19 protein-coding genes are annotated in these 26694 nt (G+C 68.7%); 12 read left to right on the top strand and 7 right to left on the bottom strand.

What is annotated here, in order from left to right; translation table 11 throughout:
- The first annotated feature begins 35 nt into the window (after window positions 1–35).
- The 3 genes from AC3WJT_RS08455 (at window position 36) to AC3WJT_RS08465 (ending at window position 4942) form a co-directional block, all read left to right on the top strand.
- Window positions 36–2051, top strand: coding sequence for a beta-propeller domain-containing protein (locus tag AC3WJT_RS08455; RefSeq protein WP_492342667.1), 2016 nt, complete (start codon window positions 36–38; stop codon window positions 2049–2051).
- Window positions 2052–2130: 79 nt separating this feature from the next.
- Window positions 2131–4008 (top strand): AMP-binding protein, encoded by a 1878-nt coding sequence (locus AC3WJT_RS08460; RefSeq protein WP_492342668.1) that lies wholly within the window; start codon window positions 2131–2133, stop codon window positions 4006–4008.
- A 4-nt stretch (window positions 4009–4012) separates the two neighbouring features.
- Window positions 4013–4942, top strand: coding sequence for an alpha/beta hydrolase (locus tag AC3WJT_RS08465; protein ID WP_492342669.1), 930 nt, complete (start codon window positions 4013–4015; stop codon window positions 4940–4942).
- Between the two features lie 194 nt (window positions 4943–5136).
- On the opposite strand, the gene AC3WJT_RS08470 is transcribed toward AC3WJT_RS08465, so the two are convergent.
- On the bottom strand, window positions 5137–7680 hold the full coding sequence (locus AC3WJT_RS08470) for a TonB-dependent receptor (RefSeq protein WP_492342670.1): 2544 nt from the start codon (window positions 7678–7680) through the stop codon (window positions 5137–5139).
- A 187-nt stretch (window positions 7681–7867) separates the two neighbouring features.
- Window positions 7868–9058 (bottom strand): Na+/H+ antiporter NhaA, encoded by a 1191-nt coding sequence (gene nhaA / locus AC3WJT_RS08475; RefSeq protein WP_492342671.1) that lies wholly within the window; start codon window positions 9056–9058, stop codon window positions 7868–7870.
- 82 nt (window positions 9059–9140) lie between these two features.
- On the opposite strand from nhaA, the gene AC3WJT_RS08480 reads away from it, so the two are divergent.
- Complete coding sequence (locus AC3WJT_RS08480) at window positions 9141–10556, top strand: protein adenylyltransferase SelO (protein WP_492342672.1); 1416 nt, start codon at window positions 9141–9143, stop codon at window positions 10554–10556.
- A gap of 135 nt (window positions 10557–10691) precedes the next feature.
- Here the strand turns inward: AC3WJT_RS08480 and AC3WJT_RS08485 are convergent, their stop codons facing one another.
- Window positions 10692–12119 (bottom strand): amidase, encoded by a 1428-nt coding sequence (locus AC3WJT_RS08485; RefSeq protein ID WP_492342673.1) that lies wholly within the window; start codon window positions 12117–12119, stop codon window positions 10692–10694.
- Between the two features lie 175 nt (window positions 12120–12294).
- On the opposite strand from AC3WJT_RS08485, the gene AC3WJT_RS08490 reads away from it, so the two are divergent.
- From AC3WJT_RS08490 to AC3WJT_RS08500, 3 genes are all read left to right on the top strand, one after another.
- The gene (locus AC3WJT_RS08490) at window positions 12295–13776 is read left to right on the top strand and encodes a flavin-containing monooxygenase (RefSeq protein WP_492342674.1); all 1482 of its coding nucleotides are present in this window, start codon (window positions 12295–12297) and stop codon (window positions 13774–13776) included.
- Between the two features lie 95 nt (window positions 13777–13871).
- Window positions 13872–14114 (top strand): hypothetical protein, encoded by a 243-nt coding sequence (locus AC3WJT_RS08495; RefSeq protein ID WP_492342675.1) that lies wholly within the window; start codon window positions 13872–13874, stop codon window positions 14112–14114.
- 87 nt (window positions 14115–14201) lie between these two features.
- A complete protein-coding gene (locus AC3WJT_RS08500; protein WP_492342676.1) occupies window positions 14202–15698 on the top strand; it encodes a sulfatase-like hydrolase/transferase in 1497 nt (498 codons plus the stop codon).
- A 6-nt stretch (window positions 15699–15704) separates the two neighbouring features.
- Here AC3WJT_RS08500 and AC3WJT_RS08505 read toward each other — a convergent pair whose 3' ends face one another.
- From AC3WJT_RS08505 to AC3WJT_RS08520, 4 genes are all read right to left on the bottom strand, one after another.
- Window positions 15705–16061, bottom strand: a complete 357-nt coding sequence (locus AC3WJT_RS08505; protein ID WP_492342677.1) for a thiol-disulfide oxidoreductase DCC family protein — start codon at window positions 16059–16061, stop codon at window positions 15705–15707.
- Between the two features lie 42 nt (window positions 16062–16103).
- Window positions 16104–17312 carry an amidohydrolase family protein gene (locus tag AC3WJT_RS08510; RefSeq protein WP_492342678.1) on the bottom strand — a complete coding sequence of 403 codons (1209 nt, stop codon included), beginning with the start codon at window positions 17310–17312 and terminating at the stop codon, window positions 16104–16106.
- A gap of 103 nt (window positions 17313–17415) precedes the next feature.
- Entirely contained in the window at window positions 17416–19116 is a 1701-nt protein-coding gene (locus tag AC3WJT_RS08515) for a class I adenylate-forming enzyme family protein (protein ID WP_492342679.1), read from the bottom strand.
- A 95-nt stretch (window positions 19117–19211) separates the two neighbouring features.
- The gene (locus AC3WJT_RS08520) at window positions 19212–19646 is read right to left on the bottom strand and encodes a PaaI family thioesterase (RefSeq protein WP_492342680.1); all 435 of its coding nucleotides are present in this window, start codon (window positions 19644–19646) and stop codon (window positions 19212–19214) included.
- Between the two features lie 127 nt (window positions 19647–19773).
- Between AC3WJT_RS08520 and AC3WJT_RS08525 the strand changes: the two genes are divergently transcribed.
- From AC3WJT_RS08525 to AC3WJT_RS08545, 5 genes are all read left to right on the top strand, one after another.
- The gene (locus tag AC3WJT_RS08525) at window positions 19774–20661 is read left to right on the top strand and encodes a LysR family transcriptional regulator (protein WP_492342681.1); all 888 of its coding nucleotides are present in this window, start codon (window positions 19774–19776) and stop codon (window positions 20659–20661) included.
- 125 nt (window positions 20662–20786) lie between these two features.
- Window positions 20787–22526 (top strand): N-acyl-D-amino-acid deacylase family protein, encoded by a 1740-nt coding sequence (locus tag AC3WJT_RS08530; RefSeq protein WP_492342682.1) that lies wholly within the window; start codon window positions 20787–20789, stop codon window positions 22524–22526.
- Between the two features lie 25 nt (window positions 22527–22551).
- On the top strand, window positions 22552–23556 hold the full coding sequence (locus tag AC3WJT_RS08535; RefSeq protein ID WP_492342683.1) for a zinc-dependent alcohol dehydrogenase family protein: 1005 nt from the start codon (window positions 22552–22554) through the stop codon (window positions 23554–23556).
- A gap of 86 nt (window positions 23557–23642) precedes the next feature.
- Window positions 23643–25400: a carboxylesterase/lipase family protein gene (locus tag AC3WJT_RS08540; protein WP_492342684.1), complete on the top strand. Its 1758-nt coding sequence runs from the start codon at window positions 23643–23645 to the stop codon at window positions 25398–25400.
- A gap of 59 nt (window positions 25401–25459) precedes the next feature.
- Complete coding sequence (locus AC3WJT_RS08545; RefSeq protein ID WP_492342685.1) at window positions 25460–26692, top strand: cytochrome P450; 1233 nt, start codon at window positions 25460–25462, stop codon at window positions 26690–26692.
- Window positions 26693–26694: the final 2 nt, after the last annotated feature.

Raw genomic sequence — 26694 nt, forward strand, 5'->3', positions numbered from 1 at the left:
GGAGGATCGTCGACGGGAACGCTCCGGGGAAAGCCATGACGATCAGAAAAACGACGGGCGCGGCGCGCCGGGTTCGCAGGCTGATCGCGGCGGTCACGCTGATGTTGCTGGCGGCGACCTCCGCTGCGTCGCCGAGCTACGCCGGCGCGGGCGCGAAGCTCTACGCCTTCCGCTCTGAAGGCGAACTGATCCGGTTCCTCAAGCGCAGTCAGGGCCGGGAACAACCCGCGATATTAGCGGGCGTTGCGCCACCGCCACCGCCACCCCCGCCGCCGCCGGTCATGATGGCGCCGCCATCCCTGCCCTCGCCATCGATTTCGACCCCCGCCATCGCCGGCGCTGTCTCCGAGTCGATTGTCGTCACCGGTTCACGGCTCGCCTCGCCGTCGATCACCAACACCCAGGAAGTCGACGTCGACGAAGGCGGCATCGTGAAGGTCCAGGGCGATATCCTGGTGGTCCTCCGGCGCGGCAGGCTGTTCACCGTCTCGGTGGCGGGCGGCGGCATGAAGGCGGTCGACCAGATCAACGCCTTCCCGCCCGGCGGGGACGGCGACGGCTGGTACGACGAAATGCTCGTCGCCGACGGGTGGGTCGTGGTGATCGGCTACAACTACGAGGGGCCGGGCACGGAGCTGAACCGCTTCCGCATATCGCCGGAGGGCAGGCTGACCTATGCCGACACCTACTACCTGCGGTCGGACGACTACTATTCCTCGGACAACTACGCCTCGCGCCTGATCGGCCGGAACCTGGTGTTCTACGCGCCGCTGCCGCTCTACTGGAACACCAACCCGCTCGACGTGATGCCGGCGATCCGCAAACGGGTGGCGGGCCAGTCGGAGGAGCGCTTCCAGCGCATCGCCCAGGCCCAGAAGATCTACATCGCTCCGGATTCCCGCCGCGACCCGGAGTCGGTCGACACCCTGCACAGCGTCACCACCTGCAACCTCACCGCCCCGACCCTGCGCTGCTCGGCGATGGGCGTGCTGGGCCCGGAGTCGCGCAGCTTCTACGTCTCCAGTTCAGCGGTCTATCTGTGGGTCGGCGACCGATGGTCCGACCGCGATGACGCCGGTCCGGAGTCGCAGATCTATCGTCTTCCCTTCGACCGCGACGAGCTGCCGGGCGCCGTCGGCGTGCGCGGCGGACCGGTCAACCAGTTCTCCTTCCGCGAAGACCGGCGTGACGGCGTCCTCAACGTGCTGGTCCAGTCCGAAGGAGGCGGCGATGGCATGTGGCGGTCGGATTTCGCCGAGGGCGCCCTGGCGCTCGTACGCGTGCCGCTCTCCGGATTCGGCGACGGCATGGCGGAGGTCGAAAAGTCCCGCTACCGGATTCTGCCGGCTCTTGCCGACGACGACGCCAGCCTGACCAACCGCTACGTCGGCGCCTATCTGCTCTACGGCGCCGGCAACGGCTGGGCCCCGCAGGGGGTGACGGCGGCCTCCGTCTGGGCCGTGCCGCTCACCGGCGGCGACATAACGCGGCTGGCGCTGCCCCAGGCGGTAGACCGCATCGAGATCACCGGGCGCGACGCCATCGTCGTCGGGGGCGATGGTCGGCAAAACCTCATCTTTTCCGCTATCGAACTGGACGCTGGCGCGCCGCCTCGTCTGGGCGACCGCTACCTGCATCCCGCCGCCTCCGAGGGCGAGACCCGCAGTCACGGTTTCTTCTACAGCCCGGATGTGGCCTCGCCCCAGGGTGACTCCGGCCTTCTGGGCCTGCCGGTCGCCCGTCCGGGGCGGGCGGCCTACAACCAGCTGTTCCAGAATTCCGCGGCGATGCTGTTCCTGAGGCGCAAGGAACGTCGGCTGTCGCCGCTGGGCGAACTGACCGCTTCGGCGGAGGGCTTCGAGGATGACGCCTGCATCGCCTCCTGCTCGGACTGGTATGGCAACGCCCGGCCGATCTTCCTCTATGGCCGGGTGTTCGCCCTGCTCGGCTATGAGCTGGTCGAGGGCAAGGTCGGAGACGGCGATATTCGCGAGATCGGCCGGGTCAGCTTCGCCCCGAAGGCGCCCGCGGTGGGCCGGGCCGCCCCCTGATCCCAACAGGCGTTTGACTCCCCTAGGGGCAGGAATAGTCTCAAGGGAACAACGATAACAAACGCTCCAGGAAACGCTCATGACCCCCGCTGACGGTGCGGCCACGGCTGCCGCGGCTCCCGCGAAGCCGGCCTTCAAACCGTTGCCCCAGAAGGGACCGGACGTGTCGGTCGAGCGCCGCGCCGACGGGTCGGTGCTGATCTGGTCGAACCATGCGCCGGGCGAGGGGCCCCGCTCGATCGCCCACCTGCTGAAGGACAAGGCGCAGGCGCACCCGGACCGCCCCTGGATGAAGCAGCGCGAACCGGGGCACGGCCCCTGGCGCCAGATCACCTACGGCGAGGCGCTGAAGGCCGCCGAGGGCATCGCCCAGTGGCTGCTGGACCACGGCCTGACCGGCGCCGACAGCGTCATGGTGCTGTCGTCCAACTCCATCGAGCACGCGCTGGTGACGCTCGGCTGCTACACCGCCGGCGTGCCGGTGGCGCCGATCAGCCCGGCCTACAGCCTGATCTCCAGCGACCACGGCAAGCTCAAGCACTGCGCCGCCGTGGTGAAGCCGCGCGTGGTGTTCGCCCAGTCCGGCGACATGTTCCAGAACGCCTTCAACACCCTCCGGGCGGCGATGCCGAACCTGGTGTTCGTCACGGCGGACGGAACGGGCGAGGGCGCCATTGCGCTGTCGAACCTGACCGGCACGGCGCCGACGGCCGCGGTCGAGGTCGCGCGCGAAACCCTCGGTCATGCGACCGTGGCCAAGTACCTGTTCACCTCCGGCTCGACCGGCATGCCCAAGGGCGTGCCCCAGACCTTCGGCATGATGTCGGCGACCATCGCCGGCGGCGAGGGGCTGCGCGCCGAGGACGCGGATCCGGACGTCGTCCCCCAGAGCCTCGAATGGATGCCCTGGAGCCATATCAGCGCCGGCAACATCGGCTTCAACGGCGTGCTCTGGTCGGGCGGCACGGTCCACCTCGACGAGGGCAAGCCGATCCCCGGCATGTTCGATACGACGATCAGGAACCTCTACGAGGTCTCCCCGATCGTGTTCGGCTCGGCGCCGATCGCCTTCGGCATGCTGGCTGAAGCCATGGAGCGCGACCCCGTCTTGCGCGCGTCCTTCTTCAAGAACCTGCGCTACATGGGCTATGGCGGGGCGACGCTGTCGAATGACGTCAATGACCGGCTGCAGGCCCTGGCCGTGGCCGAGACCGGTCACCGCATCCCGCTGACCACCATGTACGGCGCGACCGAAACCCAGGGCGTCACGGTCACCCACTGGGCCACCGAGCGGGTCGGCCTGGTCGGCCTGCCGGTGCCGGGCGTGACCATCAAGCTGGTGCCGAACGGGACCAAGATGGAGGTCCGGGTCAAGGGCCCCACCGTCACCACCGGCTATCACGACGATCCGGAAAAGACCGCCGCCGCCTTCGACGAGGAGGGCTTCTACAAGCTCGGCGACGCGGCGAAGTTCGTCGACGACAACGACCCGTCGCAGGGCATGATCTTCGACGGTCGCGTGACCGAGGACTTCAAGCTCGACAGCGGCACCTGGGTCAGCGTCGGCACGCTGCGGCCCGACCTCGTCGGTGCCGCCAGCCCCTATGTGATGGACGCGGTGATCGCCGGCCAGGACAAGCCGTTCATCGGCGCGCTGTTCTGGCCCTCGATGGCCGGCATGCAGGCGCTCGCCGCCGACAGCGGTCCCGGAACGCCGATCGAAAAGCTGGCCGAGATCCTCAAGACCAGGCTGGCCGCCTTCAACGCCACGGCCGGCGGCTCCTCCCGCCGGGTCGGCAAGTTCGTGATCATGACCGAGCCGCCGTCGATCGACGCCGGCGAAATCACCGACAAGGGCTACGTCAACCAGCGGGCCACGCTGGAACGCCGCGACGCCCTGGTCCAGGCCCTCTACGCCACGCCGGCCGGCGAAGGCGTCATCTCTGTTCAGGACTGACCCCATGCTCGATCAAGCTTTCCGCGCGATGCTCGACGCCGCCGCGGCGATCCAGATGCCGCCGCTGGCCCAGTTGCCCGCCGAGATGGTCCGCGCCGGCTACATCGCCCAGCGTTCGGGCCTCGACATGGGCGCGCCGAAGGATCTCGATGTCCGCAATCTGGACGTCGCCGGCGCCGACGGCCCGCTGAAGGCGCGTCTCTACAAGCCGCAGGGCGCGACAGGCGCGGGGCCGGGGCTGGTCTATTTCCACGGCGGCGGCTTCGTCATCGGCAACCTCGACACCCACGACGATTTCCTGCGCCGGCTTTGCAAGGCCTCGGGCGTGCGGGTGCTGTCGGTGGACTACCGCCTCGCACCAGAGCACCCGTTCCCGGCGGCCCACGACGACGCGCTGGCCGCGACCCGCTGGGCGTTCGATCATGCCGCCGAGATCGGCTTCGACCCGGCCCGCATCGCGGTCGGCGGCGACTCCGCCGGCGGCAATCTGTCGGCCTGCATGGCGCTGGAGATGCGTGGTGACGCCGGTCGCAAGCTGGCGTTCCAGCTGCTGCTCTATCCCGCCACGGCCATGACCCTCGACACGCCCTCGCGCCGCGCGCTGGCCACGGGCTACGTCCTGACCGCCGAGGTGATGGAGTGGTTCGGCAACCACTACGGCGCGGGCGCGCATCCGCAGGCGAAGCGGGCCGAGCCGGTCAACGCCACCGACCTGTCGGGCCTGCCGCCGGCGCTGGTGGTCACCGCCGGCTTCGATCCGTTGAAGGACGAGGGCAAGGCCTACGCCGAGGCGCTCAACAAGGCCGGCGGGACGGCCCGGCACATCGAGTACCCGACCTTCGTCCACGACTTCTACACCCTGTCCGCCATCTGCCCGGGCGTGGTCCCGGCGATCGAGGAAACGGCGGCGGCGTTGAAGGCGGCGCTGGGGTGATTGCGTGGTTCGAGACGCGGGCCTGAGGGCCCGCTCCTCACCATGACGAACGGGGATGACGCCCAACCCTCTGCGTCATCCTGAGGACCGATCCCTCAGGCTCGCGTCTCGAAGGACGCACCTTGCAGCCAAAGAAAAGGGCGGCCCGGGTTTCCCCGAGCCGCCCTTCGCTATTTCAGCGATGTCTGCGAGGGCTAGAACTTGCCGCGCAGGGTCAGGCCCACCGTCCGGGGCGCGCCCAGGAAGGTGTCGTAGGTCGAGATGTTGTTGTCGGCCGTCAGGCTGTACGGGTTGGACGTGTCCACCTGGAACGGACCGTTGAAGGCCACCTGCAGGTAGTCCTGGTCGAACAGGTTGTTCGACCACAGTTCGACCGTCCAGCGCTCGTCCGTCGAGCCGATGCCGACGCGCGCGTTCACCAGGGTGAAGCCTTCCTGTTCCTTGACGGGGTGCAGGTCGGAGCCGGTGTTGTAACGCGAGGAGTACTTGGCCGAGATGTTGGTGCGGAACACCAGCGACTCGGTCAGGTCACGCTCGTACGTCGCCGCCACGGACGAGGACCAGCGCGGCGCGAAAGCCGCCTGGGCGCCCGGCAGGCGGAAGACGCCGTTGAAGCGGGTCGGGTCGCTGAGGTCAGCGGCCGTGAACTCGCCGAACTGGGTCTCGGCGTAGGTCACGCCGCCCTGCACGGCCAGGCCGTCCACCGGGGTGAACCAGACGAAGTCCGCGTCGACGCCCTTGGACGTCAGCTCGGGGATCGACTCGACGATGAAGGCGGTGCCGACGAAGGTGTTCAGCTGGAAGTCGGTGAACTCCTGGTAGAAGACGGTCGCGTTCAGCAGCAGCGAGTTGTTGAACCACTTGGTCTTCACGCCGAGTTCGTAGGAGTCCGCGAACTCCGGGGCGAAGCTGGTGTTGCTCAGGACCGCGAAGTCCAGGCAGCCGGTCGCCACGGCGCAGTTGACGGCCGTGTTGAACGGCAGCGGCGAACCGAGCGGGGTGATCCGCGCGCGGCTCGAACGGTCGAGGTTGAAGCCGCCCGACTTGTAGCCCCGCGCGAACGACGCGTAGGTCATGATGTCGTCCGAGATCTTGTACGACAGCTTGACCGTGCCGGTCAGTTCTTCCTCGGCGCTGTTCTGCTTGAACGTGCCGAGCCCGTCGAAGTCGTTGTTCTGGGCGTTGAGGCACAGACCGCCGACGATCGAGCGCGCGCCGGCGACGCCGACGGCGCCCACGAACGCACCGTAGAAGCTCTCCGCCTGGTCGCACGAGGCACCGGTGGTGGAGTAGCGCGTGGTCAGCGACTTTTCGCTGCTCGAGAAGCGCAGACCCATGGTCAGCTTCAGCGCGTCCGTAACCGACCAGGTGTTGTCGGTGAACAGGGCGAAGGTCGTGTCGGTCTGGTCGTAGCGGTCATCCGAGCCGTTGCCGGCCTGGTGGATGGTGCCGGGGAGCAGGCCGATCAGGCCAGGCGCGCCGCCGAGAACGCGGGTGTCGAAGTAGGCGTAGAAGTCCGAGCCGTAGTTCAGCACCGAACGGGATTCGAGGTCTTCCTTGGCGTAGAAGGCGCCGACCAGCCAGTCGAAGCGCTCGGTCGTGCCGGCGAGCCGGACTTCCTGCGAGATCTGGCCGAACTCGGTGAAGTTCTTGCCGTCGTTCGGGCGGTAGGCGATGTCCGCGCCGGTGAAGTCGGAGTCCTGACCGGTCTCGGCCCGCCAGTTGCGCCAGGCGGTGATCGAGGTCAGCGTGACGTCGTCATTGATGTCCCAGTCGGCCTGCAGCGAGAAGCCCGTGTCGACGATGTACTGGCCGGTGTCGCGGTTGGCGTAGGCCTGACGGTCGAACGGCGATTCCGAGACGTCGATCGAGCCGGCGCGGACCTGGTTGATGAAGGCGGCGCGCGAGTTGACGGCGTTGCCGACCTGCAGCTGGGTGGCCAGGCAGCAGGATTCGTCACGGGCGGTGTAGTCGCCGATGATCCGGAACGTCAGGGAGTCGGTGGGAACCGCGAGCAGCTGGCCACGAATGGTCCAGAAGTCCTGGTTCACATCGTCGTCCTGCGAGCGCGGGCCGCCCGAACCGGTGACGACGTCGAGGTAGCCGTCGCGCTTGCGCGTGGCGAAGAACAGGCGGCCGGCGACGCTGTCGTCCGCCGTGATCGGGCCGGTGACCGAGCCGGACACGCCCTGCGCGCCGTAGTCGCCGACGGTGATTTCACCCTGGGCGCCGAAGTTGAACGACGGAGCGACCGACAGGATGTTGATGACGCCGGCCGAGGTGTTCTTGCCGAACAGCGTGCCCTGCGGACCCTTCAGCACTTCGACGCGCTGCAGTTCGCCGAGGTCGCCGAACGAGACGCCGTTGCGGGGGCGGTAGACGCCGTCGATCACGACGCCGACCGAGGATTCCAGGCCGGGGTTGTCGCCGACGGTGCCCACGCCGCGGATGCGGGCGGTGGTGACGGTTTCGTTCGAAGTCGAGGTGACGGTGAGGCCCGGGGTCAGGATCGTCAGATCCTTGATGTCCTTGACGCCCGCGTCCTGCATCAGCTGGCCGCTGACGGCGGTCACCACGACCGGCACGTCCTGAAGGCTCTGCTCACGCTTGGTGGCGGTGACGATGATGGCGTCGACGGTCGAGGCGTCTTCGGCCTCCTGGGCGTAGGCGGCGCCAGAGATGACCGCCGAGAGCACGGCGGCCGAAGCCGACGCGCGAAGCAACTGTGAAAAGCGCATTTCCTGTCCTGAAGTTCTTGGCGCGCTCGGGGAGGAGCAGCGCGGATTACTGACACTTGAGAGCCTGACGGCTCCGTCAAAGTTGACGGCGTTCACCTACGGTGTGTGGTGAAACCTGCGCAAGCGTCAATCCCTTACAAATAAGGGGAAATGCCCGTTTCGTGTCGCTTATGTAACAGCACAGGTGTCAAAAATCGGCGTTCGCCATTTTTGGCACAGGAGGCTGGGCGAGACGCAGTGTGATGGCGCCCGCGAGGACGGAAAGCACTGAGCCGGCGATGACGCCGAGCTGCACCTGCGAGGCCGCCGCGCCGTCGTGGAAGGCCAGGCCGCCGATGAACAGGCTCATGGTGAACCCGACGCCGCAGAGCATGGAAACCCCGAGAATCTGCAGCCAGGTCGATCCGCTCGGCCGGTGTCCCAGCTTCAGCGCGCAGGCGAGGGCCGTGGCGCCGAGCACGCCGAGCGGCTTGCCGATCACCAGCCCGGCGACGATCCCGAGCGGCAGCGGGGCGAGCAGGCCGCCCGCCGGGAAGGCGTCAAACGCGAAGCCGGCGGCCACGAAGGCGAAGAAGGGCAGCACGGCGTAGGCCACGTAGGGATGGAGCGCTTCCATGTACCGCTTCAGCTGCCCCTCCTCGCCGGGCCGATGGCCGGCGACCGGAACGGTCAGGGCCGCGGCGACGCCGGCCAGCGAGGTGTTGACGCCCGAAATCAGGGTGAGCGCCCAGACGCCGAGGAAGACCAGGGCGAAGAGCAGCGTCGGATCGCCCTTCCAGCGCCCGAACCAGGCCAGAAGCGCCAGCCCGACGCCGGCGCCCGCCAGGGCCGCCAGGTCGATCTCGGCGCTGAACAGCACCGCGATCAGCAGCACCGCGCCAAGGTCGTCGGCGATGGCCAGGGTCAGCAGGAACACCCTCAGCGAGGCGGGCAACCGGGGCGCGGCGATGGCCAGCGCCGCCAGGGCGAAGGCGATGTCGGTCGCCGTCGGGATCGGCCAGCCGCGCAGCTCCCCGCCGTCGCCGAGATTGAAGGCGAGGAAGATGAGCGCCGGGACCACCATCCCGCCGAGCGCCGCGAGCACCGGCGTAGCCAGCTTGCGCGGACTGGACAGCTCTCCCCTGAGAATCTCGTATTTGATCTCCAGCCCGACGACGAAGAAGAACACGGCCATCAGGCCGTCCTTGGTCCACTTCAGGACCGACTTGGTCTCTTCCCAGCTGCCGAACTGCAGGGTGAAGGGCGACTTCACGAAGCCGAAATAGGCCTCCCGCCAGGGCGAATTGGCCAGCAGGATCGCGGCGAGCGCAGCAGCGGCCAGAACCAGACCGGAAGCAGCTTCGGTCTTCAGGAAATCGAGCGTAAACCGGCGTGTCATGGCGACAAACTACCATGTGGCCCGATGGGTCCCAATCTAAACCGGACTTGCGCCCACCGGTTTCGACGGTCATCTGCGAAGCATGCCCGTTTCCCCTGACTACCGCCCTGATCCGAAGTTCATGCAGCTTGGCCCGGAGTTTTCCGACCCGGTCGCGGCGGCGGACTTTCCGCAGACGATCCTGCGCCACCGCAACCAGCGGGCGGCCGAAACGGTGGGTCTAGGCGCGCTGACCGATGCGGAGTGGATCAGCCATTTCGGCCGGTTCGCGCCGTTGCCGGACAACCAGCCCGGGCCGCTGGCCATGCGCTATCACGGCCACCAGTTCCGCAACTACAACCCCGATCTCGGCGACGGGCGCGGGTTCCTGTTCGCGCAGTTGCGCGAGGCGGGCGGCGACAGACTGCTGGACCTGGCGACCAAAGGCTCCGGCCAGACGCCCTGGTCGCGGCGCGGCGACGGCCGGCTGACCCTGAAGGGCGGGATGCGGGAGATCCTGGCGGCGACGCTGCTGGAGGCGCTCGGCGTGCCGACCAGCCGCTGCTTCTCCCTGATCGAGACCGGCGAAGATCTGGAGCGCAACGACGAGCCCAGCCCGACGCGCTCGGCGGTGATGGTGCGGCTGTCGCACAGCCACATGCGCTTCGGCACCTTTCAGCGGCAGGCCTTCTTCCAGCGCGCCGACAATGTCGGCCTCCTCGTCGAGCACTGCATCGACGCCTATTTTCCGGAACTGACGGGTGCGTCAGATCGGCCTGTCGCCCTGCTGGAGGCGATCGTCGGCCGCACCGCACGGCTGGCCGCCCGCTGGATGAGCGCCGGCTTCGTCCATGGCGTGCTCAACACCGACAACATGGTGGTGACCGGCGAGAGCTTCGACTACGGCCCCTGGCGGTTCCTGCCGCGCAATGATCCGAACTTCACCGCCGCCTATTTCGACGAGACCGGCCTCTACAGCTTCGGCCGCCAGCCGGAGGCGGCGTTCTGGAATCTGCAGCAACTGGCGGGATGCCTGTCACTGGTCGCGGAGTCGGACGCGCTGATCGCCGCGCTGAACGGGTTCGCCCCGGCCTACCGCGATGAGCTGCGGGCGGCCATGCTGGCGCGGCTGGGGCTGAAGGGGCAGGGCGGCGAGGCCGACATCGACCTGGTCAACGCCGCCTTCCGCGCCCTGGCCGAGGGCGGCGAGGCCCTGCGCTGGGAGCCGTTCTTCTTCGACTGGTTCTGCGGCGACGAGGGCCGGGCGCTCGCCGGGCCGCGGGCCGGTCTCTACGACGGCGAGGCCTTCAAGGCGTTCCGCGCGTTGCTGGCCGGGTTCGAGGCCGACCGGCCCGAGCGCCTGGCGCATCCGTTCTTCGCCGGCGCTGAACCCGAGGAGCTTCTGGTGGATGAGGTCGAGGCGCTCTGGGCCGCCATCGCCGAGCGCGACGACTGGACCCCGCTGGCGGCCAAACTTGAGCGCATCGAGGCCGCGCGAGTGGGCTGGGGACTGCGCTAGCCAACTCCGACTGTCATCCCGGACGGCCCGAAGGGGCGATCCGGGACCCAGATTGAATCCCACCCTGCGTGCTTGAGCTCGAATCTGGGTCCCGGCTCTGCGCTTCGCTTCGGCCGGGATGACAGTGTGTGGAAGTCACCCCCCGAACGGCGCTCGCCGGTCCGCCCAGGGCCGCGCCTGTTCAAGCTGGCCCGCCAGCCGGAACAGGGTCGCCTCGTCGCCCATGGGCGCGACGAACTGGATACCGATCGGCAAGCCCGCCTTGCTCCAGGCCAGGGGCACGGTCATCGCCGGCTGGCCGGTGACGTTGAACAGCTGGGTGTTGGGCATGAAGGCGAACAGGCGCGGGCCATAGCCGCCCAAATCCAGAGGGTCGCCACGCAGGGAGCCCTTCGGGATCGGCGGAGAGCCGAGGGTCGAGCTGAGCAGGACGTCGAACCGCTCATGGATCGCCGCCACCGCTCGTCCGGCGGCGTGTAGCGTCTGCATACCCTGCACATAGGCTGCGCCGGTCACCCGCGCGCCGCGCGAGGCCATGGCCCGGGTGATGAGGTCGACCTCGCCGTCCTCCAGCGGGCGCCCGCGCTGGGCGGTGACCATCTCGAGGGTGGCGTGGACGCTCGCGGCGATCACCCCGCCGGCGGCGTCGCGGATCGCGTCGAAGTCCAGGCCGAGCGCGACCTCATCGACCGAATGGCCGAGCGACTCGCAGAGCCTGGCCACATCGGCCACCGCGGCGCTGCATTCCGGGTCGATCGACCCGCCGTCGAGCGCGCCGGAGATGACGCCGATGCGCAGCTTGCCCGGATCGCGCCGAACCTCCTCGACGAAGGGCGTCGCGGGCGGGGCGAGGAAATACGGATCGCCCGGCTGCGGCGCGCAGATCACGTCCAGCAGCAGGGCGCTGTCGCGCACCGACCGCGTGACGGCATGCTGCACCGAGGCGCCGCCCCAGCCTTCACCCGCGGGAGCGGAAGAGACCCGGCCCCGCGAGGGCTTCATGCCGAACAGGCCGCAGCAGGCGGCGGGCGTGCGGATCGACCCACCGCCGTCGCTGGCGTGTGCGGCCGGGACGATGCCGCCTGCCACCGCCGCGCCGGCCCCGCCCGACGAGCCCCCCGGCGTGCGGGTCAGATCCCAGGGATTGAGCGTGGGACCAAAGAATTCCGGCTCGGTCACCGGCTCCAGGCCGAACTCGGGGGTGTTGGTCTTGCCGAAGATCACCAGGCCTGCCTCGCGGTACTGGGTGACGATGGCGCTGTCGGCGGGCGCGACCGCGTCCTTCATCAGGCGCGAGCCGCTGGTGGTCGGGGTTCCGGCGACCAGGGCGCCGATGTCCTTGATCAGCCAGGGCACCCCGCCGAGCGGGCCGGCGGGCGTTCCCTGCTTCAGCTGCGCCCGGGCCTGATCGGTCAGATCGAGGATCACGGCGTTGAGGGTCGGATTGACCTGCTCCATTCGCGCGATGGCGGCGTCGAGCACCTCGGCGGCGCTGACCTGTTTGCCCGCGATCAGGGCCGCGAGGCCCGTGGCGTCCTGCGCCTGATAGTCGTCCTGGTTCATGCCGCCGCTCCCGCTTTTCTTGTTGCGGCGATCCGACCACAGTCCGCGCGTCGCGCCAACGGCCGGGTGACCCGGATGATGTAAACGCTGATCAGTTTGAACAAGACAAACAGTCGTTCGAACGGCAGTATGACGCTGGGGCACAAGCATCTTCCGGCACAGGATTCAGGCGCACATGGCGACCGAGCATTTCGACGTGGTGATCATCGGCGCGGGCCTTTCGGGCGTGGGCGCGGGCTATCATCTGCAGGACAAGTCGCCGGACCGGACCTATGTGATCCTCGAAGGCCGCGACACGATGGGCGGCACCTGGGACCTGTTCCGCTATCCCGGCATCCGCTCGGACTCGGACATGTACACCCTGGGCTATTCGTTCCGCCCCTGGACGAACGCCAAGGCCATCGCCGACGGCCCCTCGATCCTGAAATACGTCAAGGACACCGCCGCCCACTACGGCATCGACAAGCACATCCGCTACGGCTGCATGGTCAAACGCGCCAGCTGGTCGACCGGGACGGCGACCTGGACGGTCGAGGTCGACAAGGGCGGCGAGGCCCTCGAATTCACCTGCAACTTCCTGTTCCTGTGCGGCGGCTACTACAGCTACGTCGAGGGCTACACGCCCGACTGGACCGGCATGGACAGCTTCAAGGGCGCCATCGTCCATCCCCAGAAGTGGCCGCAGGACCTCGACTATACGGGCAAGAAGGTCGTGGTGATCGGCAGCGGCGCGACCGCGGTGACGCTGGTCCCGGAAATGGCCAAGGCGGCCGGCCACGTGACCATGCTGCAGCGCTCGCCGACCTATGTGGTTTCGCGCCCGGCCGAGGACTCCATCGCCAACTGGCTGCGCACGAAGCTGTCGCCGATGGCCGCCTATGGCGTGACGCGCTGGAAGAACGTGCTGCTCAACATGGTGTTCTACAATCTGGCGCGGAAGAACCCGGAGAAGACCAAGGAGCGTCTGGTCGGGATGGTCCGGGAACAGATGGGCCCCGACTACGACGTCGCGACCCATTTCACGCCGACCTACAATCCCTGGGACCAGCGCCTCTGCCTGGTGCCGGACGCCGACCTGTTTGACGCCCTCAAGACCGGCAAGGCCTCGGTGGTCACCGACCACATCGAGAGCTTCACCGGCAAGGGCCTGAAGCTGAAGTCCGGCGCGGAGCTGGAGGCCGACGTCATCGTCACCGCCACGGGGCTGAACCTCGAAGTGTTCAACGGTCTGGAACTGGTCGTCGACGGCCAGGTCATCGAGCCCGCGAAGACCCTGAGCTACAAGGGCATGATGTACAGCGACGTGCCGAACATGGCCTCCTCGTTCGGCTACACCAACGCGTCCTGGACGCTGAAGTGCGACCTGACCTGCGAGTACGTCACCCGTCTGCTCAACCACATGAGCCGCACCGGGCAACGCCAGGCGACGCCGCGCCGGACCGATCCGTCGATCCAGGAAGAGCCGTGGCTCGACTTCTCGTCGGGCTACGTCCAGCGGACGATCGGCAAGTTCCCGCGGCAGGGCTCGAAGGCCCCGTGGAAGCTGCACCAGAACTACGCCCGTGACCTGATGGCGCTGAAGTTCGGTTCCGTGAACGACTCGGCGATGGTCTTCTCCAACCCCGCGCCGAAGGCAGGGCTCAAGACGGCCGCCTGATCGGGCGCCGTCTTTCGCGGCGATCGCGATCCTGTCACAAGGCTGAGCCCGGTTCGTGGTAGCGAGCCGCCTTCAGCCGTGACTTCTGTGACCTCATGACCGACGCGCCCCGCAGGCCCATTCTCAGCCTGAAGTTCCCACCGGCCCCCAAGGCGCCGCCCCCGCCGCCGGCGAAGGAGTCGCGCTGGAAGTGCAAGCCCTGCGGCGCCGCGGTGGTGCTGACCGGCGCCGAGCCCGAAGACCAGGAAGTCCGCTGCCCGGCCTGCAACGCCAAGCTCGGCCTGGTGGGCCAATTCCTCAGCGATCCTCCCAGCCCGAAGATCCGCGCCCGTCGCTGATCGGTTGATTGACCGCGTCGCCCGGCGGTCGGACACTCCTGTTCGCCAGAACGACGCCCTCGAGGGCGCAACGGCGGGGGAACGACCATGACACACCGGCTGATTGCGGGTTTTGCGGCCGCCGCCGCGCTTCTCGGCCTGGCGGCCTGCGCCGGGGGCGGCAAACAGGTGGCGAGCGCGCCGGCGCGCCAGCCCAATGTGATCGTCATCCTCGCGGACGACCTGGGCTACGGGGACACCTCGGCCTACGGCGGGTCGGCGCCGACGCCCAACCTGGAGGCCCTGGCCGCCTCTGGCGTGAAGTTCACCAACGGCTATGTGGCCGCCGCCGTCTGCGCGCCCTCGCGGGCCGCCCTGATGAGCGGCCGCTCGCCGACCCGCTACGGCTTCGAGTTCAATCCCGTCGGCCGCGACGAACTCACCGGTCTCGCGCTGACCGAGACCACGCTCGCCCTGCTGCTCAAGCGGGCCGGCTACGCCACCGGCATGGTCGGCAAGTGGCACATCGGCCAGGCGCCGGGCTACCACCCGCTGGACCGGGGCTTCGACAGCTATTTCGGCCTCCAGGGCGGGGCGACCGACTACATCACCCGGCCGGCGGAGGGCGACATCTCGGCCAAGGTCTACGGCGACGCCCAGACCACCCGGGCCGCCTTCCCTGTGTACCGGGGCCGCCAGCCGGTGGACGAGCCGCGCTATCTGACCGAGGCCTTCACCGAGGAGGCCCGCGGCTTCATCCGCGCCAACCGCGACCGGCCGTTCTTCCTCTACCTGGCCTACAACGCCCCCCACACGCCGCTGCAGGCGACGAAGAAGTACGCCGACCGGTTCCCGGACATCGCCTCGCCGTACAAGCGCACCTACACCGCGATGGTCTCCGCGCTTGATGACGGCATCGGCGCGGTGATGGCCGAACTCCGGGCCCAGGGCCTGGAGCGGGACACGGTGGTGATCTTCCTCAGCGACAACGGCTGCGCTGGCTACATCAACGGCGGCTGCACCAATGCGCCGCTGGAGGGGGCCAAGGCTACGCCCTGGGAAGGCGGCCTCCGGGTGCCCTTCGTGATCGCTGCGCCGGGCCGTCTTCCGGCCGGGCGGGTTGATGGCCGGATCGTGTCGAGCCTCGATGTCCTGCCGACGGCCGTAGCCATGGCCGGCGCCGCCAAGCCGGCGAACCTCGATGGCGTTGATCTGTTTCCGGGCCTGGCCGGGCGGCGGCGCGGCGATTTCCACCCGGCGCTGATGTGGCGGATGGGCCCCAATCACGCCGTCCGCGAGGGGCGCTGGAAGCTGATCGTGGTCAACAAGTCCGAGACCAGCGACGACCTCAGCCGCATTCTCGGCTCGCCGGTGCCGGACGGCGTGCCGGCGACGGTCGGGCCGCTGGGCCAGTGGGTCCTGCTCTACGACCTCCAGGCCGATCCGGGCGAGACCCGTGATGTCGCCGCCGAGCACCCGGAGGTCGTCCGGCGTTTGGCGGCGCGGTTCACCGTGTGGGACCGGGGAAATGTCGCGCCGATGTTCACCAGTCGTCGTCAGGTTCAGACCGTCATCGGCGGCCGGGGCGTTCAGCTGTTCAACTAGCGGCGCCTATCGGATGCAGGCTCTCTGCGCCGGCGTGAGCGGGCGCAGCCTGAGGAACAGCCGGTAGAGCTGTTCCAGAACGGCCAGGATCGCGGCGTGGCGGGCGACCAGACCGAGCGGCCTGAGCAGGGGCAAAACGCGCCACAGGGCGGCAAACGCGGCGGGCCCGGACAGCAGCGGGCCGTCGGTTTCGCGGGCGTGGAACCGGTTCAGGAGGTCGGACCGGTCAATCGGGCAGGCCCCGTCGCCGGTTCCGATGTCGATGAAATCCACAGCGGCGTCGCGGTCCAGCCGCCGCATCAACGCCACCTCGCGGCGGCAGAGCGGGCAGGATCCATCGAACCAGACGGTGACCTTGGCCATCCGTTCGGATCTAGGGCGGTCGGCCCCGATCTCAAGCGGGCGTCACGCCGTCGCGGTCACCACGCGCGGCGTGTCGACCCGCGCGCCGGGAAAGATGCGCAGGAAGTTCTCGGCGTAGAATTTCTCCCGCACGGTCTCGCTGCGATCGCCCAGCGCCGCCTCGAACCGGCCGATCGGGTTCCTGCCGCCCTCGATGTGCGGATAGTCGCTGGAGAACAGGTACAGGTCCGGGTTCGACTGGTCGATGAACAGCCCGACCTCCTCGAAGACGAACGGCGTGAAGGCCAGCTGCTGGGTGATCTGCTCCGACGGGATGCGGCTCAGGCCCTGAAGGTTGGCGTCGTTGCGGCTCCAGTGTTTGACCACCCAGTCGAGGCGGCGCAGCAGCTCGGGAACCCAGCCGGCGCCCAGCTCGACGCTGGCGCCGCGCAGGCCCGGATGCCGCTCGAGCACGCCGTCGAGCACCATCATGGTCAGGAAGGCTTCGGGCCCCTCGTGCAACAGGGCGACGTCCTTGGTGCGCAGGTTCTCGCCGCCGCCCAACCAGTCCTTGGTCGGCGGACGGCCGTTGTTCATCCAGGCCTTGGCCAGCTGCAGCGGCGCGCCGCCCACGTGCAGCAGGAAGGGCAGGCCGCTTTCCGCCAGGGTCGCCCAGAAGGGGTCGAAGTCGACGTGGCCGGGTGAGCGGTCGCCGCTCGGCCGGTGGGGAATCCAGACCGCCTCAAGGCCGCTGGTCAGCACCTGCTTCAGCTCGGCCATGGCCAGGTCCGGATCGTCGAGCGGGATGATCGCCACGCCCATCAGCCGGTCGTCGGCGCTGCAGAAGTCGGCCATGTGCCGGTTGTGCGCCCGGGCGCCGCCATAGCGCAGGCGCGGGTCCAGCTTGCTGCTGGGTGAGAAGGGCATGGCCACGCTGTGGGTGGCGAAGACCAGCTGCTTGCGGAAGCCGAGCAGGTCCATGGCCTTGCTGCGGTCGCTGCTGTTGAAGGCGCCCAGCGCCTGGATCTCTTTCGACGCCTCGATGAGCCGGTCGCCCAGGGCGATCTGGGCGGCGACGTGGTCGTCGCTGTGCCGCCCGCCCTGGTCCATGATCACCGCCACCTCCTCGTCGGTGACGATGGAGGCGGAATAGCTGACCTCCGGAATCTCCTCCCGCAGCGCCGGATCGGCGTACCGCTTCAGGAAGTCCGGCAGCTCCATGATGTGGCTGTCGGCGTCATAGAAGGCGCGCGTGGCGGGGGCGTAGGTCATGGTTCTCTCCCGGACGTCCGCCCCGATCCTGCGCCTTGGGTGGCGGGCGGGGCGTCACGTCCGGAGAGTATTCAATGTCGCGGGCGCGGTGTCACCCGCTCCCTCAGGCGGCGTCCTCGACCTTCAGGCTTTCGCGCAGCTCCCGCTTGAGGAACTTGCCGCTCGCGTTGCGGGGCAGGGACTGGGTCAGCAGCCAGACGTAGCGCGGCGCCTTGTGCTTCGCGACGAGGCTGACGCAGTGCTCGCGGATCTGGTCGGCGGTCAGGGACTCGCCGGGCCGCAGCACGATGGCCGCGCCGACTTCCTCGCCCAGCCGCGCGTCGGCGACCCCGAACACGCAGCATTCGGCGATCGCCGGGTGCTGGTGGATCGTCGCCTCGACCTCGGCGCAGTAGATGTTTTCGCCGCCGCGCAGGACCATGTCCTTCTTGCGGTCGACCAGGAAGATGAAGCCTTCCTCGTCGAGCTTGGCCACATCGCCGGTGTGCAGCCAGCCGTCCGTGATCGACTCGGCCGTGGCGTCCGGGCGATTGATGTAGCCCTTGATGACCGAAGAGCCGCGCACCCAGAGCTCGCCCGGCTCGCCGGGAGGCAGGGCGTTCCCGGCGTCGTCGACGACCTTGGTTTCGAAGCTCGGCATGGCGCGGCCGCAGCTGGCGGGCTTGTCGACGAAGAAGTCGCCGCTGATCGAGGTGATGATCCCGCAGGTCTCGGTCATGCCGTAGCCGGTGTTCGGCCGGGCCGTGGCCACGGTGCTCTCGATCTTCTCGACCAGGTCGGGCTGGATCTGTGCGCCGCCGCCGCCGACGCTCATCAGGCTGGAGGTGTCGTACTTGCCGAAGTCGGGGTGAGTAACCAGCTCCCGCGCCATCACCGGCACGCCGCTGACGCTGCTGATCTTCTCGCGCTCGATCAGCTTCAGGGCCTCGCCGGCGTCCCAGCGGTACATCAGCACCATCTTGCCGCCGGCCGCCGTGGTCGCGTAGGCGCCGCAGTTGTTGGCCGTCACATGGAACAGCGGCGTGGTCACGAGCGTGGCGGGGACCGGGACCGGCGCGTCAGGGTCGGGCATGACGCCGGTGCCGTGCGCGGTGGCGAGGGCCGTGACCTGGCCGGCGAACATCATGTTGAACAGGTTGCTGACACAGCCCCGGTGGGTCAGCTGCGCGCCCTTCGGAAAGCCCGTCGTGCCCGAGGTGTAGAAGATGCAGGCGTCGGCGTCGGGATCGATCTGGATGTCGGGCAGATCACCGCCCGTGGCGATCACCTCCGACCACGGCGTCGCGCCGGCGGGCAGGGTGTCCGCGCGGACGGCGACCAGCCGGGCGCCGCCGAGCATGGCGGGGTCCTCGTTGATCCGGGCGATCCGCTCTTCGTCGGCGAAGACCAGCTTCGGCTCGGAATCCTTCAGGCCGTAGGCCATTTCCGGCGCTGTCCACCAGGCGTTCATGCCGACCACGGCGACGCCGATGCAGCAGCCCGCCCAGTAGATCAGCATCCATTCGGGAAAGTTGCGCATCGCCACCGCGATACGGTCGCCGGGCTTCACGCCCTGGGCCAGCATCCAGTTGGCGATCGACGCCACCTGGGCGTGGGCGTCGGCGTAGGTGAACCGCTCGCCCTCGTAGACCAGGTAGTCGCGCTCGGCGAAGGGCAGGGTGGAGAGCCAGACTTCGCGCACGCTGGGCGGCGCGTTCTTGAACGACCGGATGCGGGCGCCCCGGACCTCGATTTCAGCGATCTCGAAGGCCGCGCCGGGCGCGGTCAGTTCGGCCCAGGCGTCGTTCAGTTCAGCGTAGTGCATCTCGTCTCCATCCCGGTGTGATTGCGCGGGCTTCTGGCGGCCTGCTGCGTTGCGGTGTCATAGCGCCTGACGGTGTCGCCGGGCGAGAATTCTTGTCAGCCGGCGGCGGCGCGGCTGGCGGCCTCGACCTTGGTCCGGTCGACCATCTGCAGGGTCGAGCTGGCCTTGGCCAGGACCTTGCCCGCCGGATCCAGCAACCGGCCCTCGAAGAAGCAGGTCGTGCGACCGCGCTTCTCCACCCAGGCCTCGGCGATCACCTTGCCCGGGCGCGCCGGGGCGAAGAAGCTGACCTTCAGCTCCAGCGACATCGGCACGATGCCGGGACCCGACATGGCGATGGCGGCATGCGCCATGGCCGCGTCGATCCAGCCGGTGACGAATCCGCCCTGCACGACGCCGCCGGAATGGCACATGTGCAGCCCGGCCTCGTACTCCAGGGTGGCCCGGCCTTCCGGATTCATTTCGATCCGTCGGACCAGTCCCAGCGTACGGTTCAGGTCTTCGACGCCGGTCTGTGTGGTCTCGGACATATGGGCTCCCCCTGCTTCGCGAGATCTCTATATCCGCATGCCGTAGGGGCGCCTCAAGGCGTCAGGGACTGGTCTCTGGCGCGGCGCGCGTTAGGGTCCCGTCGAGCGCGGGGGAATGACGATGGAAATGCAGCAGATCCGGTATTTCCTGGCGCTGTCCCGGACGCTGAACTTCACGCGCGCCGCCGAACAGGCCGGCGTTTCCCAGCCGGCCCTGACCCGCGCCATCCAGCAGCTCGAGGCCGAACTGGGCGGGCCGCTGTTTCATCGCGAACGCCAGAAGACCCACCTCTCCGAGCTCGGCCGGATGATGCTGCCCTACTTCGAGGGCATCCAGGCCGAGGCCGACGCGGCCCGGTCGCAGGCGATGGCGCTGAAGAGCCTCGGACAGGCGACGCTGCACATCGGCGCCATGTGCACGGTCGGGCCGGCGATCGTCTCGGACCTGATCGTGGCGTTCCGGGCCGCCAATCCGGGTGTTGACCTGCGGGTCAGCGACATGGCCGCCGCCGTGCTGATGGACCGGCTCGACGCCGGCGATCTGGATGTCGGCCTGTTCGGCCTGCCCGGTCCGATCGATGACCGCTTCCACGCCCTGCCGCTGTTCCAGGAGCGGTTCGTCGTCGCCGTGCCGCGCGAGCACCGCTTCGCCGCCCAGAATGTCGTGCGTGCGGAAGAGCTTCACGAGGAGAACTACGTCAGCCGCGCCAGCTGCGAATACTTCGACCATGCGCGGCAGGCGTTCCACAGCCAGGGCGTCCTCATGCGCAAGATGTTCTCGAGTGAGCGCGACGACTGGGTGCAGGGGATGATCAGGGCCGGCCTCGGCATCGGCTTCATTCCGGAGTTCTGCGTCACCGACCCGGCGCTGGTGGCCCGCAGGCTGATCGATCCGGAATTCGAGCGGACCATCAGCCTGGTGACGGTGCGCGGCCGCCCGCATTCGCCGGCTGTCGGCGCCTTCATCCGCCAGGCGCGGTCCTTCGCTTGGCCGCGCCCCCGGGACCTGACCTGACCGGCGCGCGGCGCCGGACCTGACGTCGGGTCATACTTTCCGCGCACGTAAGACACGTTCATGATTGCGCCCAACGAGGGTCGCCCGGTCGTCTGATCGAGGCTGGCCGCCGACGGGAGAGCGACATGCATGAGCTGGTTATCCGCAACGGGCGGATCATCGACGGCGCAGAGACGCCCGCCTTCACGGCCGACATCGCCATCGACAACGGCCGGATCACCGCCATTGGGACGGTGGCGGGCAAGGGTCGGCGCGAGATCGACGCGGCCGGCATGATCGTCACCCCGGGCTGGGTCGACATTCACACCCATTACGACGGCCAGGTGACCTGGGATCCCTATCTGTCCCCGTCCAGTTGGCACGGCGTGACGACCGCGGTCATGGGCAACTGCGGCGTCGGCTTCGCGCCGGTGAAGCGCGACCGCCACGACTGGCTGATCGAGCTGATGGAAGGTGTCGAGGACATCCCCGGCTCGGCCCTGGCCGAGGGCATCAGCTGGGACTGGGAGACCTTCCCCGAATACCTCGACAGCCTCGACGCCAAACCCCGCGTGCTCGATGTGGCGACCCACGTCCCGCACAGCGCCGTCCGCGCCTACGTCATGGGCGATCGCGGCGCGCGCAACGAGGACGCCACGCCCGCGGACATCGCCGCGATGTCCGCCATCGTCGCCGAGGGCATGCGGGCCGGCGCCCTCGGCTTCTCCACCTCGCGCACCGTGGTGCACACGACCAAGGACGGCACGGTCATGCCGGGCACCACGGCGGCCGCGGACGAACTGCTGGCGATCGGCAAGGCCATGGCTGCTGTCGGTCCTGGCGTGTTCGAGATGTCGTCGGACATGAACCCGGCCGAGGCGGAGTTCGACTGGATGAAGTCCATGTCGATGGATACCGGCGTGACCGTGACCTACAGCCTGCTGCAGTCGCCCCTGCAGCCCGGCAACTGGATCAAGCTGCTGGAGCTGACCCGCCAGGCGCGCGCCCAGGGCGCGAGCATCGCCGCCCAGATCGCCTGCCGCCCGACCGGCCTGGTGCTGGGCTGGCAGAGCACGATCCACCCCTTCGTCGGTCGCCAGACCTATCGCGATCTCGCGCACCTGCCGTTCGAGGAACGCCTCGAGAAGCTGAAGGACCCGGCGGTCCGCGCCGCTATCCTGGCCGACCCGAGCCGCAAGATGGGGCCGCTGGGCGCCATCATGACCCAGGGCTTCGACCGGATGTTCCGGCTGCAGCAGCCGGACGGGAATCTCGACTACGAGCCCCGCGCCGAGGACTCGATCAAGGCGCTGGCGGAAGCCGGCGGCCTGGCGCCCGACGCGGTGGTCTACGACATGCTCATGGAGAACAATGGCCGGGGCTACATCTACCTGCCGCTGCTGAACTACACCGAGTTCAACTTCGACCACATCCACGCGATGATGCATGATCCCAACACGGTGCTCAGCCTGTCGGACGGCGGGGCGCACTGCGGGGTGATCTGCGACGCCAGTTTCCCGACCTACATGCTGACCCACTGGGTGCGCGACCGGAAGCGCGGGCCGACCCTGCCGCTGGAGAAGGTGGTCGCGATGCAGACGCGCGACACCGCACGCCTTTACGGGCTGAACGACCGCGGCGTGCTGGCGGTCGGCATGAAGGCGGACGTCAACATCATCGACTTCGACGCGCTGGCGATCCAGCCGCCGGAAATGGTCTTCGACCTGCCCGCCGACGGCCGCCGCATGATCCAGCGGGCCAGCGGCTATGTCGCCACCATCGTCAGCGGCGTCGTCACCTACGAAAACGGCGAGGCGACCGGCGAAATGCCCGGCAAGCTGATCCGCGGACCGCAATACACATCTGCCGCCATGGCGGCGGAATAGTCATCAGAACAGAGAGATACGCGTCATGAAGGTCGCCGCCCTGAAAGCCCCCGGTGGGCTGGACAAGATTCTGATCGAGGAGCGCGAGAAGCCCTCGCCCAAGGCCGGCGAGGTGCTCGTCCGTGTGCGCGCCAGCTCGCTGAACTTCCACGACTTCGCGGTCGTGGCCGGCATGATCCGCTGCCCGGACGGCCGCATCCCGATGTCTGACGGCGCGGGCGTCGTCGAGGCGGTCGGCGAGGGCGTGACCCGCTTCAAGGTCGGCGACGAGGTCCTGTCGACCTTCTTCCCGAACTGGGATGCCGGAAAGCCGACCCTGCCGCGCCTGATGGGCGTGCCCGGCGACGGCGCCGACGGCTTCGCGTCCGAGTACGTGGCCATGCCGGCGACGGCTTTCACCCGCATCCCCAAGGGCTGGTCGCTGAAGCAGGCGGCGACGCTCCCCTGCGCGGCCCTCACGGCCTGGCGGGCGCTGTTCGTCGAGGCGAAGATCAAGCCGGGCTCGATCGTTCTGACCCAGGGCACGGGCGGGGTGTCGATCTTCGCGCTGCAGCTGGCCAAGGCGGCCGGCGCGACGGTCATCTCGACCTCGTCCTCGGCCGAGAAGCTGGAAAAGCTCAAGGCGCTCGGGGCCGATCACCTGATCAACTACAAGGAGACCGCCGACTGGGGCGCGGCGGCGATGGCGGCGACCGGTGGCCGCGGCGTGGACGCCGTCGTCGAGATCGGCGGCTCGGGCACCATGCCCCAGTCGATCGTCTCCTGCGCCATCGGCGGCCACATCTCGCTGATCGGCGTGCTGGCTGGGATCAACGGCGACGTGCCGACGGCGCTGGCGATGTCCAAGAACGTCTGCATTCAGGGGCTGACGGTCGGTTCGCGCACGGACCAGGAAGAGATGATCGCGGCCATCGACGCCAATCCGTTCGAGCCGATCATCGACTCGACCTTCCCGCTGGAAGGCATCGCGGCGGCCTTCGCGCACCAGATGTCGCAGAAGCACTTCGGCAAGATCTGTCTCGAGTTCTGATGACGGAGACGCCCGGTCGCCGTCCGGCGGCTGGGCGTTTTCCAAACTCGCCCTAGCTCAAGGGGCGGACAATACCGGGGGGTTACATGAAACGCGTCGCCATGCTGCTGGCTCTGCTCGCTCTGGCCGCCTGTGCGAGTCCGCCCCCGGCAGATCCGGGACCGCCCCAGGTCGACCGGCTGACCACCCGCAATCTGCCCCAGGGCGACATCGTCGGATTCATCGACTCCGACACCCAGGCTCACATCTGGCGCTCCATTCCCTACGCCAAGGCGCCCGTCGGTGATCTGCGCTGGCGCGCGCCGCGTCCCCCTGAACGCTGGACGGGCTGGCGCGAGGCGGTGAAGCCCGCGCCCTGGTGCCCCCAGCAGCTCAGCGCCCTCGACGGCGTCGACAAGTCGCGCTTCGGCGAGATCGTCGGCCAGGAGGACTGCCTCTACCTCAACGTCTACGCCCCGCCGATGAGCCAGGCCGACGCCCTGCAGGCGAAGCTGCCGGTGATGGTGTGGATCCACGGCGGCTCGAACACCTGGGGCCGGGCCGAACAGTACGACGCCTCGGTGATGGTCTCGCAGCATCAGGTGATCGTGGTCGTCATCCAGTATCGCATCGGCGCCCTCGGCTGGATGGCGCATCCGGCGCTGCGCGAAGGCGGCGCCCTTCCGGACGACGCCTCGCCGAACTTCGGCACGCTGGACCAGATCCGCGCGCTGGAATGGGTGCGCGACGAGATCGCCCCGTTCGGCGGCGACCCGAGCCGCGTCACGATCTTCGGCGAGAGCGCCGGCGGTCACAACGTCGCCAGCCTGCTGGTCAGCCCGCGCGCGAAGGGCCTGTTCCACCGCGCGATTATCCAGTCCGGCTCGTTCCGCTCCACCCCGCTGGCGCAGGCCGAGGGGCTGGAGGGCGACAAGCCCGAGGCCGGCCTCGCAATCGCGCCGCGTATCCTCGGCGCCGGCAAGCCTGTGACGGGCGAGGCGCTGCGAGCAGCGCCGGTGAAGGCGATCTACGACGCCTACAAGCGGCCTGACGGCGACCTGGATCCCATCCGGGTCATCGCCGATGGCCTGGTGCTGCCGGCGGCCGGCCTGGACGCCGTGCTCACCGATCCCGCCGGCTACAACGCGGTTCCGGTGATCACCGGGGCCAACCTCGACGAGATGAAGCTGTTCAATGCGCTGAATCCGAAGCTGGTGAACTTCGTCTTGGGCAAGCTGCCGCGTATCCGCGACAAGCCGTTTTATGCGGCGATTTCCCGTTACCCCAGCCGGATGTGGCGAGCCAATGCGGTCGATGAACCGGCCGCCCGGATGACCGAGGGCGGCCATGCGCCGGTCTGGGCCTATCGGTTCGACTGGGACGAGGAGGGCAAGATCCTCGGCTCCGATCTGGGCGAGCTGCTGGGCGCCGGCCACAGCCTGGAAATCCCGTTCGTCTTCGGCAACTTCAAGCTGCTCGGCGCCTTCGACAAATACGCCTTCACCGCCGGCAACCGGGCGACCCGAACGAAGCTGTCCGACGCGATGATGAGCTACTGGGTCAACTTCGCGGCCACCGGTTCGCCGGGCAAGGGCGTCGCGGGCGACCTGCCGGAGTGGAAGGCCTGGTCCAGCGCCCCGCAGGTCGAACGGCTGATCCTGTTCGACACGGAAAAGGGCGGCGGCGTGCGCATGTCCGCGGATCGCGAAACCGGCGGGCGGATCGTCGCCGATCTGCTCGCCGACACCACGTTGAAGACGTCCGCCCAACGCTGCGAGATCTTCACCCGGCTGGTGCGCGACAACCCGGAACTGCGGTCCTCCGGTCCAGCCGGTTGTCCTGCGACCGTGGCTGGAAGACAGTAGGTCCGGACGAACCGGCGCCGCGTCGAAGCGCCGGTTGTCCTGCACGAGGAAACGCGACCATGACCGAGCGGCCGATCCCGACGATCGTCGACATCACACCGGCGAACCCGCAGTATCAGGTCGACCCGCATGTCGTGCTCGACGACCTGCGCAGCCGTTGTCCGGTGCTCGATGATCCGATGTCGGGCAGCATGATCCTGACCCGCTACGCTGACGTCCGGAGCATCGTGAACAACCGCGATCTCTGGCGCGACCCGGTCCGCAGCGAGAGCGGCGGCGTGCTGCGGCGCAACTTCAGCGACCAGGTGATGGCCGGCGTGCCGCGCACGCACATCACCAGCATCCTGACCCTCGACGAGCCGGACCACAGCCGCATCCGTCAGCCGCTGGCCCAGGCCCTGTACGCGCGGGTGGCGAAGTTCAGGCCGCAGGTCGAGGCGCTGGTCGACGAGACGCTCGACGCGCTGGAGGGCGAGACCGCGTTCGATCTGATGGACCGGTTCTGCGTGCCGATCCCGATCGACGCCATCGCCCGGATCCTGGGGGTCGAACACAGCCGGCTGGCGGACTTCCGCGCCTGGTCCGAGGGCGTGATCCAGGGCCTGAACCCGTTCCGCAACGCCGAACAGACGGCGCAGATGGAGGCGGCGGCGGTCGCGCTGAACGCCTATTTCACCGACGCCATGGCCGACCGCCGCGCCAATCCGCGCGACGACCTGATCAGCGACATGGTCCAGCTGATCGCCGACGGCGCGCCGCTCGACGACGAGGAGGTCCGGCTGAACCTCCAGGCGCTGCTGGTCGGCGGCAACCTGACCACCACCGACCTGATCGGCAACGCCGTGCGGCTGCTGGTGCTCAACCCCTCGGAACTGGCCAAGCTGCGCGCCGATCCGGGCATCATCAACGCGGTGGTCGAGGAGGTGCTGCGCTACGAGCCGCCGATCGACGTCACCAGCCGGGTGCTGTCATCGCCCGCCGAGGTGGGCGGCTGTCCGATGAAGCAGGGGCAGTCCGTGCTGGTCTCCCTGCGCGCCGCCAACCGCGACCCGGAGACCTACGCCGAACCCCACCGCTTCGATGTCAGCCGCAAGCACAAGCCGCACATCGCTTTCGGCGGCGGCGCCCACATCTGCATCGGCGCGCCGCTGGCCCGCCTCGAAGCGAGCGTGGCCCTGGTCAAGCTGTTCGAGCGGTTCCCGAACCTGACGCTGGCCAACCCCGACGAGACGCCCGCCTGGCGCACCATGCCCTTCTTCCGGGGCATGGAGACGTTGCCGGTGCGGGTCTGACG

The sequence above is a fragment of the Caulobacter sp. FW305-C-30-S16 genome, assembly GCF_058783025.1.

What these genes read in the sequence shown, in the direction of transcription:
- AC3WJT_RS08545 (WP_492342685.1), top strand. Translation starts at nt 25,460, where the DNA reads ATGACCGAGCGGCCGATCCCGACGATCGTCGACATCACACCGGCGAAC.
- AC3WJT_RS08470 (WP_492342670.1), bottom strand. Translation starts at nt 7,680, where the DNA reads ATGCGCTTTTCACAGTTGCTTCGCGCGTCGGCTTCGGCCGCCGTGCTC.
- AC3WJT_RS08490 (WP_492342674.1), top strand. Translation starts at nt 12,295, where the DNA reads ATGGCGACCGAGCATTTCGACGTGGTGATCATCGGCGCGGGCCTTTCG.
- AC3WJT_RS08540 (WP_492342684.1), top strand. Translation starts at nt 23,643, where the DNA reads ATGAAACGCGTCGCCATGCTGCTGGCTCTGCTCGCTCTGGCCGCCTGT.
- AC3WJT_RS08535 (WP_492342683.1), top strand. Translation starts at nt 22,552, where the DNA reads ATGAAGGTCGCCGCCCTGAAAGCCCCCGGTGGGCTGGACAAGATTCTG.
- AC3WJT_RS08480 (WP_492342672.1), top strand. Translation starts at nt 9,141, where the DNA reads ATGCCCGTTTCCCCTGACTACCGCCCTGATCCGAAGTTCATGCAGCTT.
- AC3WJT_RS08520 (WP_492342680.1), bottom strand. Translation starts at nt 19,646, where the DNA reads ATGTCCGAGACCACACAGACCGGCGTCGAAGACCTGAACCGTACGCTG.
- AC3WJT_RS08465 (WP_492342669.1), top strand. Translation starts at nt 4,013, where the DNA reads ATGCTCGATCAAGCTTTCCGCGCGATGCTCGACGCCGCCGCGGCGATC.
- AC3WJT_RS08530 (WP_492342682.1), top strand. Translation starts at nt 20,787, where the DNA reads ATGCATGAGCTGGTTATCCGCAACGGGCGGATCATCGACGGCGCAGAG.
- AC3WJT_RS08510 (WP_492342678.1), bottom strand. Translation starts at nt 17,312, where the DNA reads ATGACCTACGCCCCCGCCACGCGCGCCTTCTATGACGCCGACAGCCAC.
- nhaA (WP_492342671.1), bottom strand. Translation starts at nt 9,058, where the DNA reads ATGACACGCCGGTTTACGCTCGATTTCCTGAAGACCGAAGCTGCTTCC.
- AC3WJT_RS08500 (WP_492342676.1), top strand. Translation starts at nt 14,202, where the DNA reads ATGACACACCGGCTGATTGCGGGTTTTGCGGCCGCCGCCGCGCTTCTC.
- AC3WJT_RS08515 (WP_492342679.1), bottom strand. Translation starts at nt 19,116, where the DNA reads ATGCACTACGCTGAACTGAACGACGCCTGGGCCGAACTGACCGCGCCC.
- AC3WJT_RS08485 (WP_492342673.1), bottom strand. Translation starts at nt 12,119, where the DNA reads ATGAACCAGGACGACTATCAGGCGCAGGACGCCACGGGCCTCGCGGCC.
- AC3WJT_RS08525 (WP_492342681.1), top strand. Translation starts at nt 19,774, where the DNA reads ATGCAGCAGATCCGGTATTTCCTGGCGCTGTCCCGGACGCTGAACTTC.
- AC3WJT_RS08505 (WP_492342677.1), bottom strand. Translation starts at nt 16,061, where the DNA reads ATGGCCAAGGTCACCGTCTGGTTCGATGGATCCTGCCCGCTCTGCCGC.
- AC3WJT_RS08495 (WP_492342675.1), top strand. Translation starts at nt 13,872, where the DNA reads ATGACCGACGCGCCCCGCAGGCCCATTCTCAGCCTGAAGTTCCCACCG.
- AC3WJT_RS08455 (WP_492342667.1), top strand. Translation starts at nt 36, where the DNA reads ATGACGATCAGAAAAACGACGGGCGCGGCGCGCCGGGTTCGCAGGCTG.
- AC3WJT_RS08460 (WP_492342668.1), top strand. Translation starts at nt 2,131, where the DNA reads ATGACCCCCGCTGACGGTGCGGCCACGGCTGCCGCGGCTCCCGCGAAG.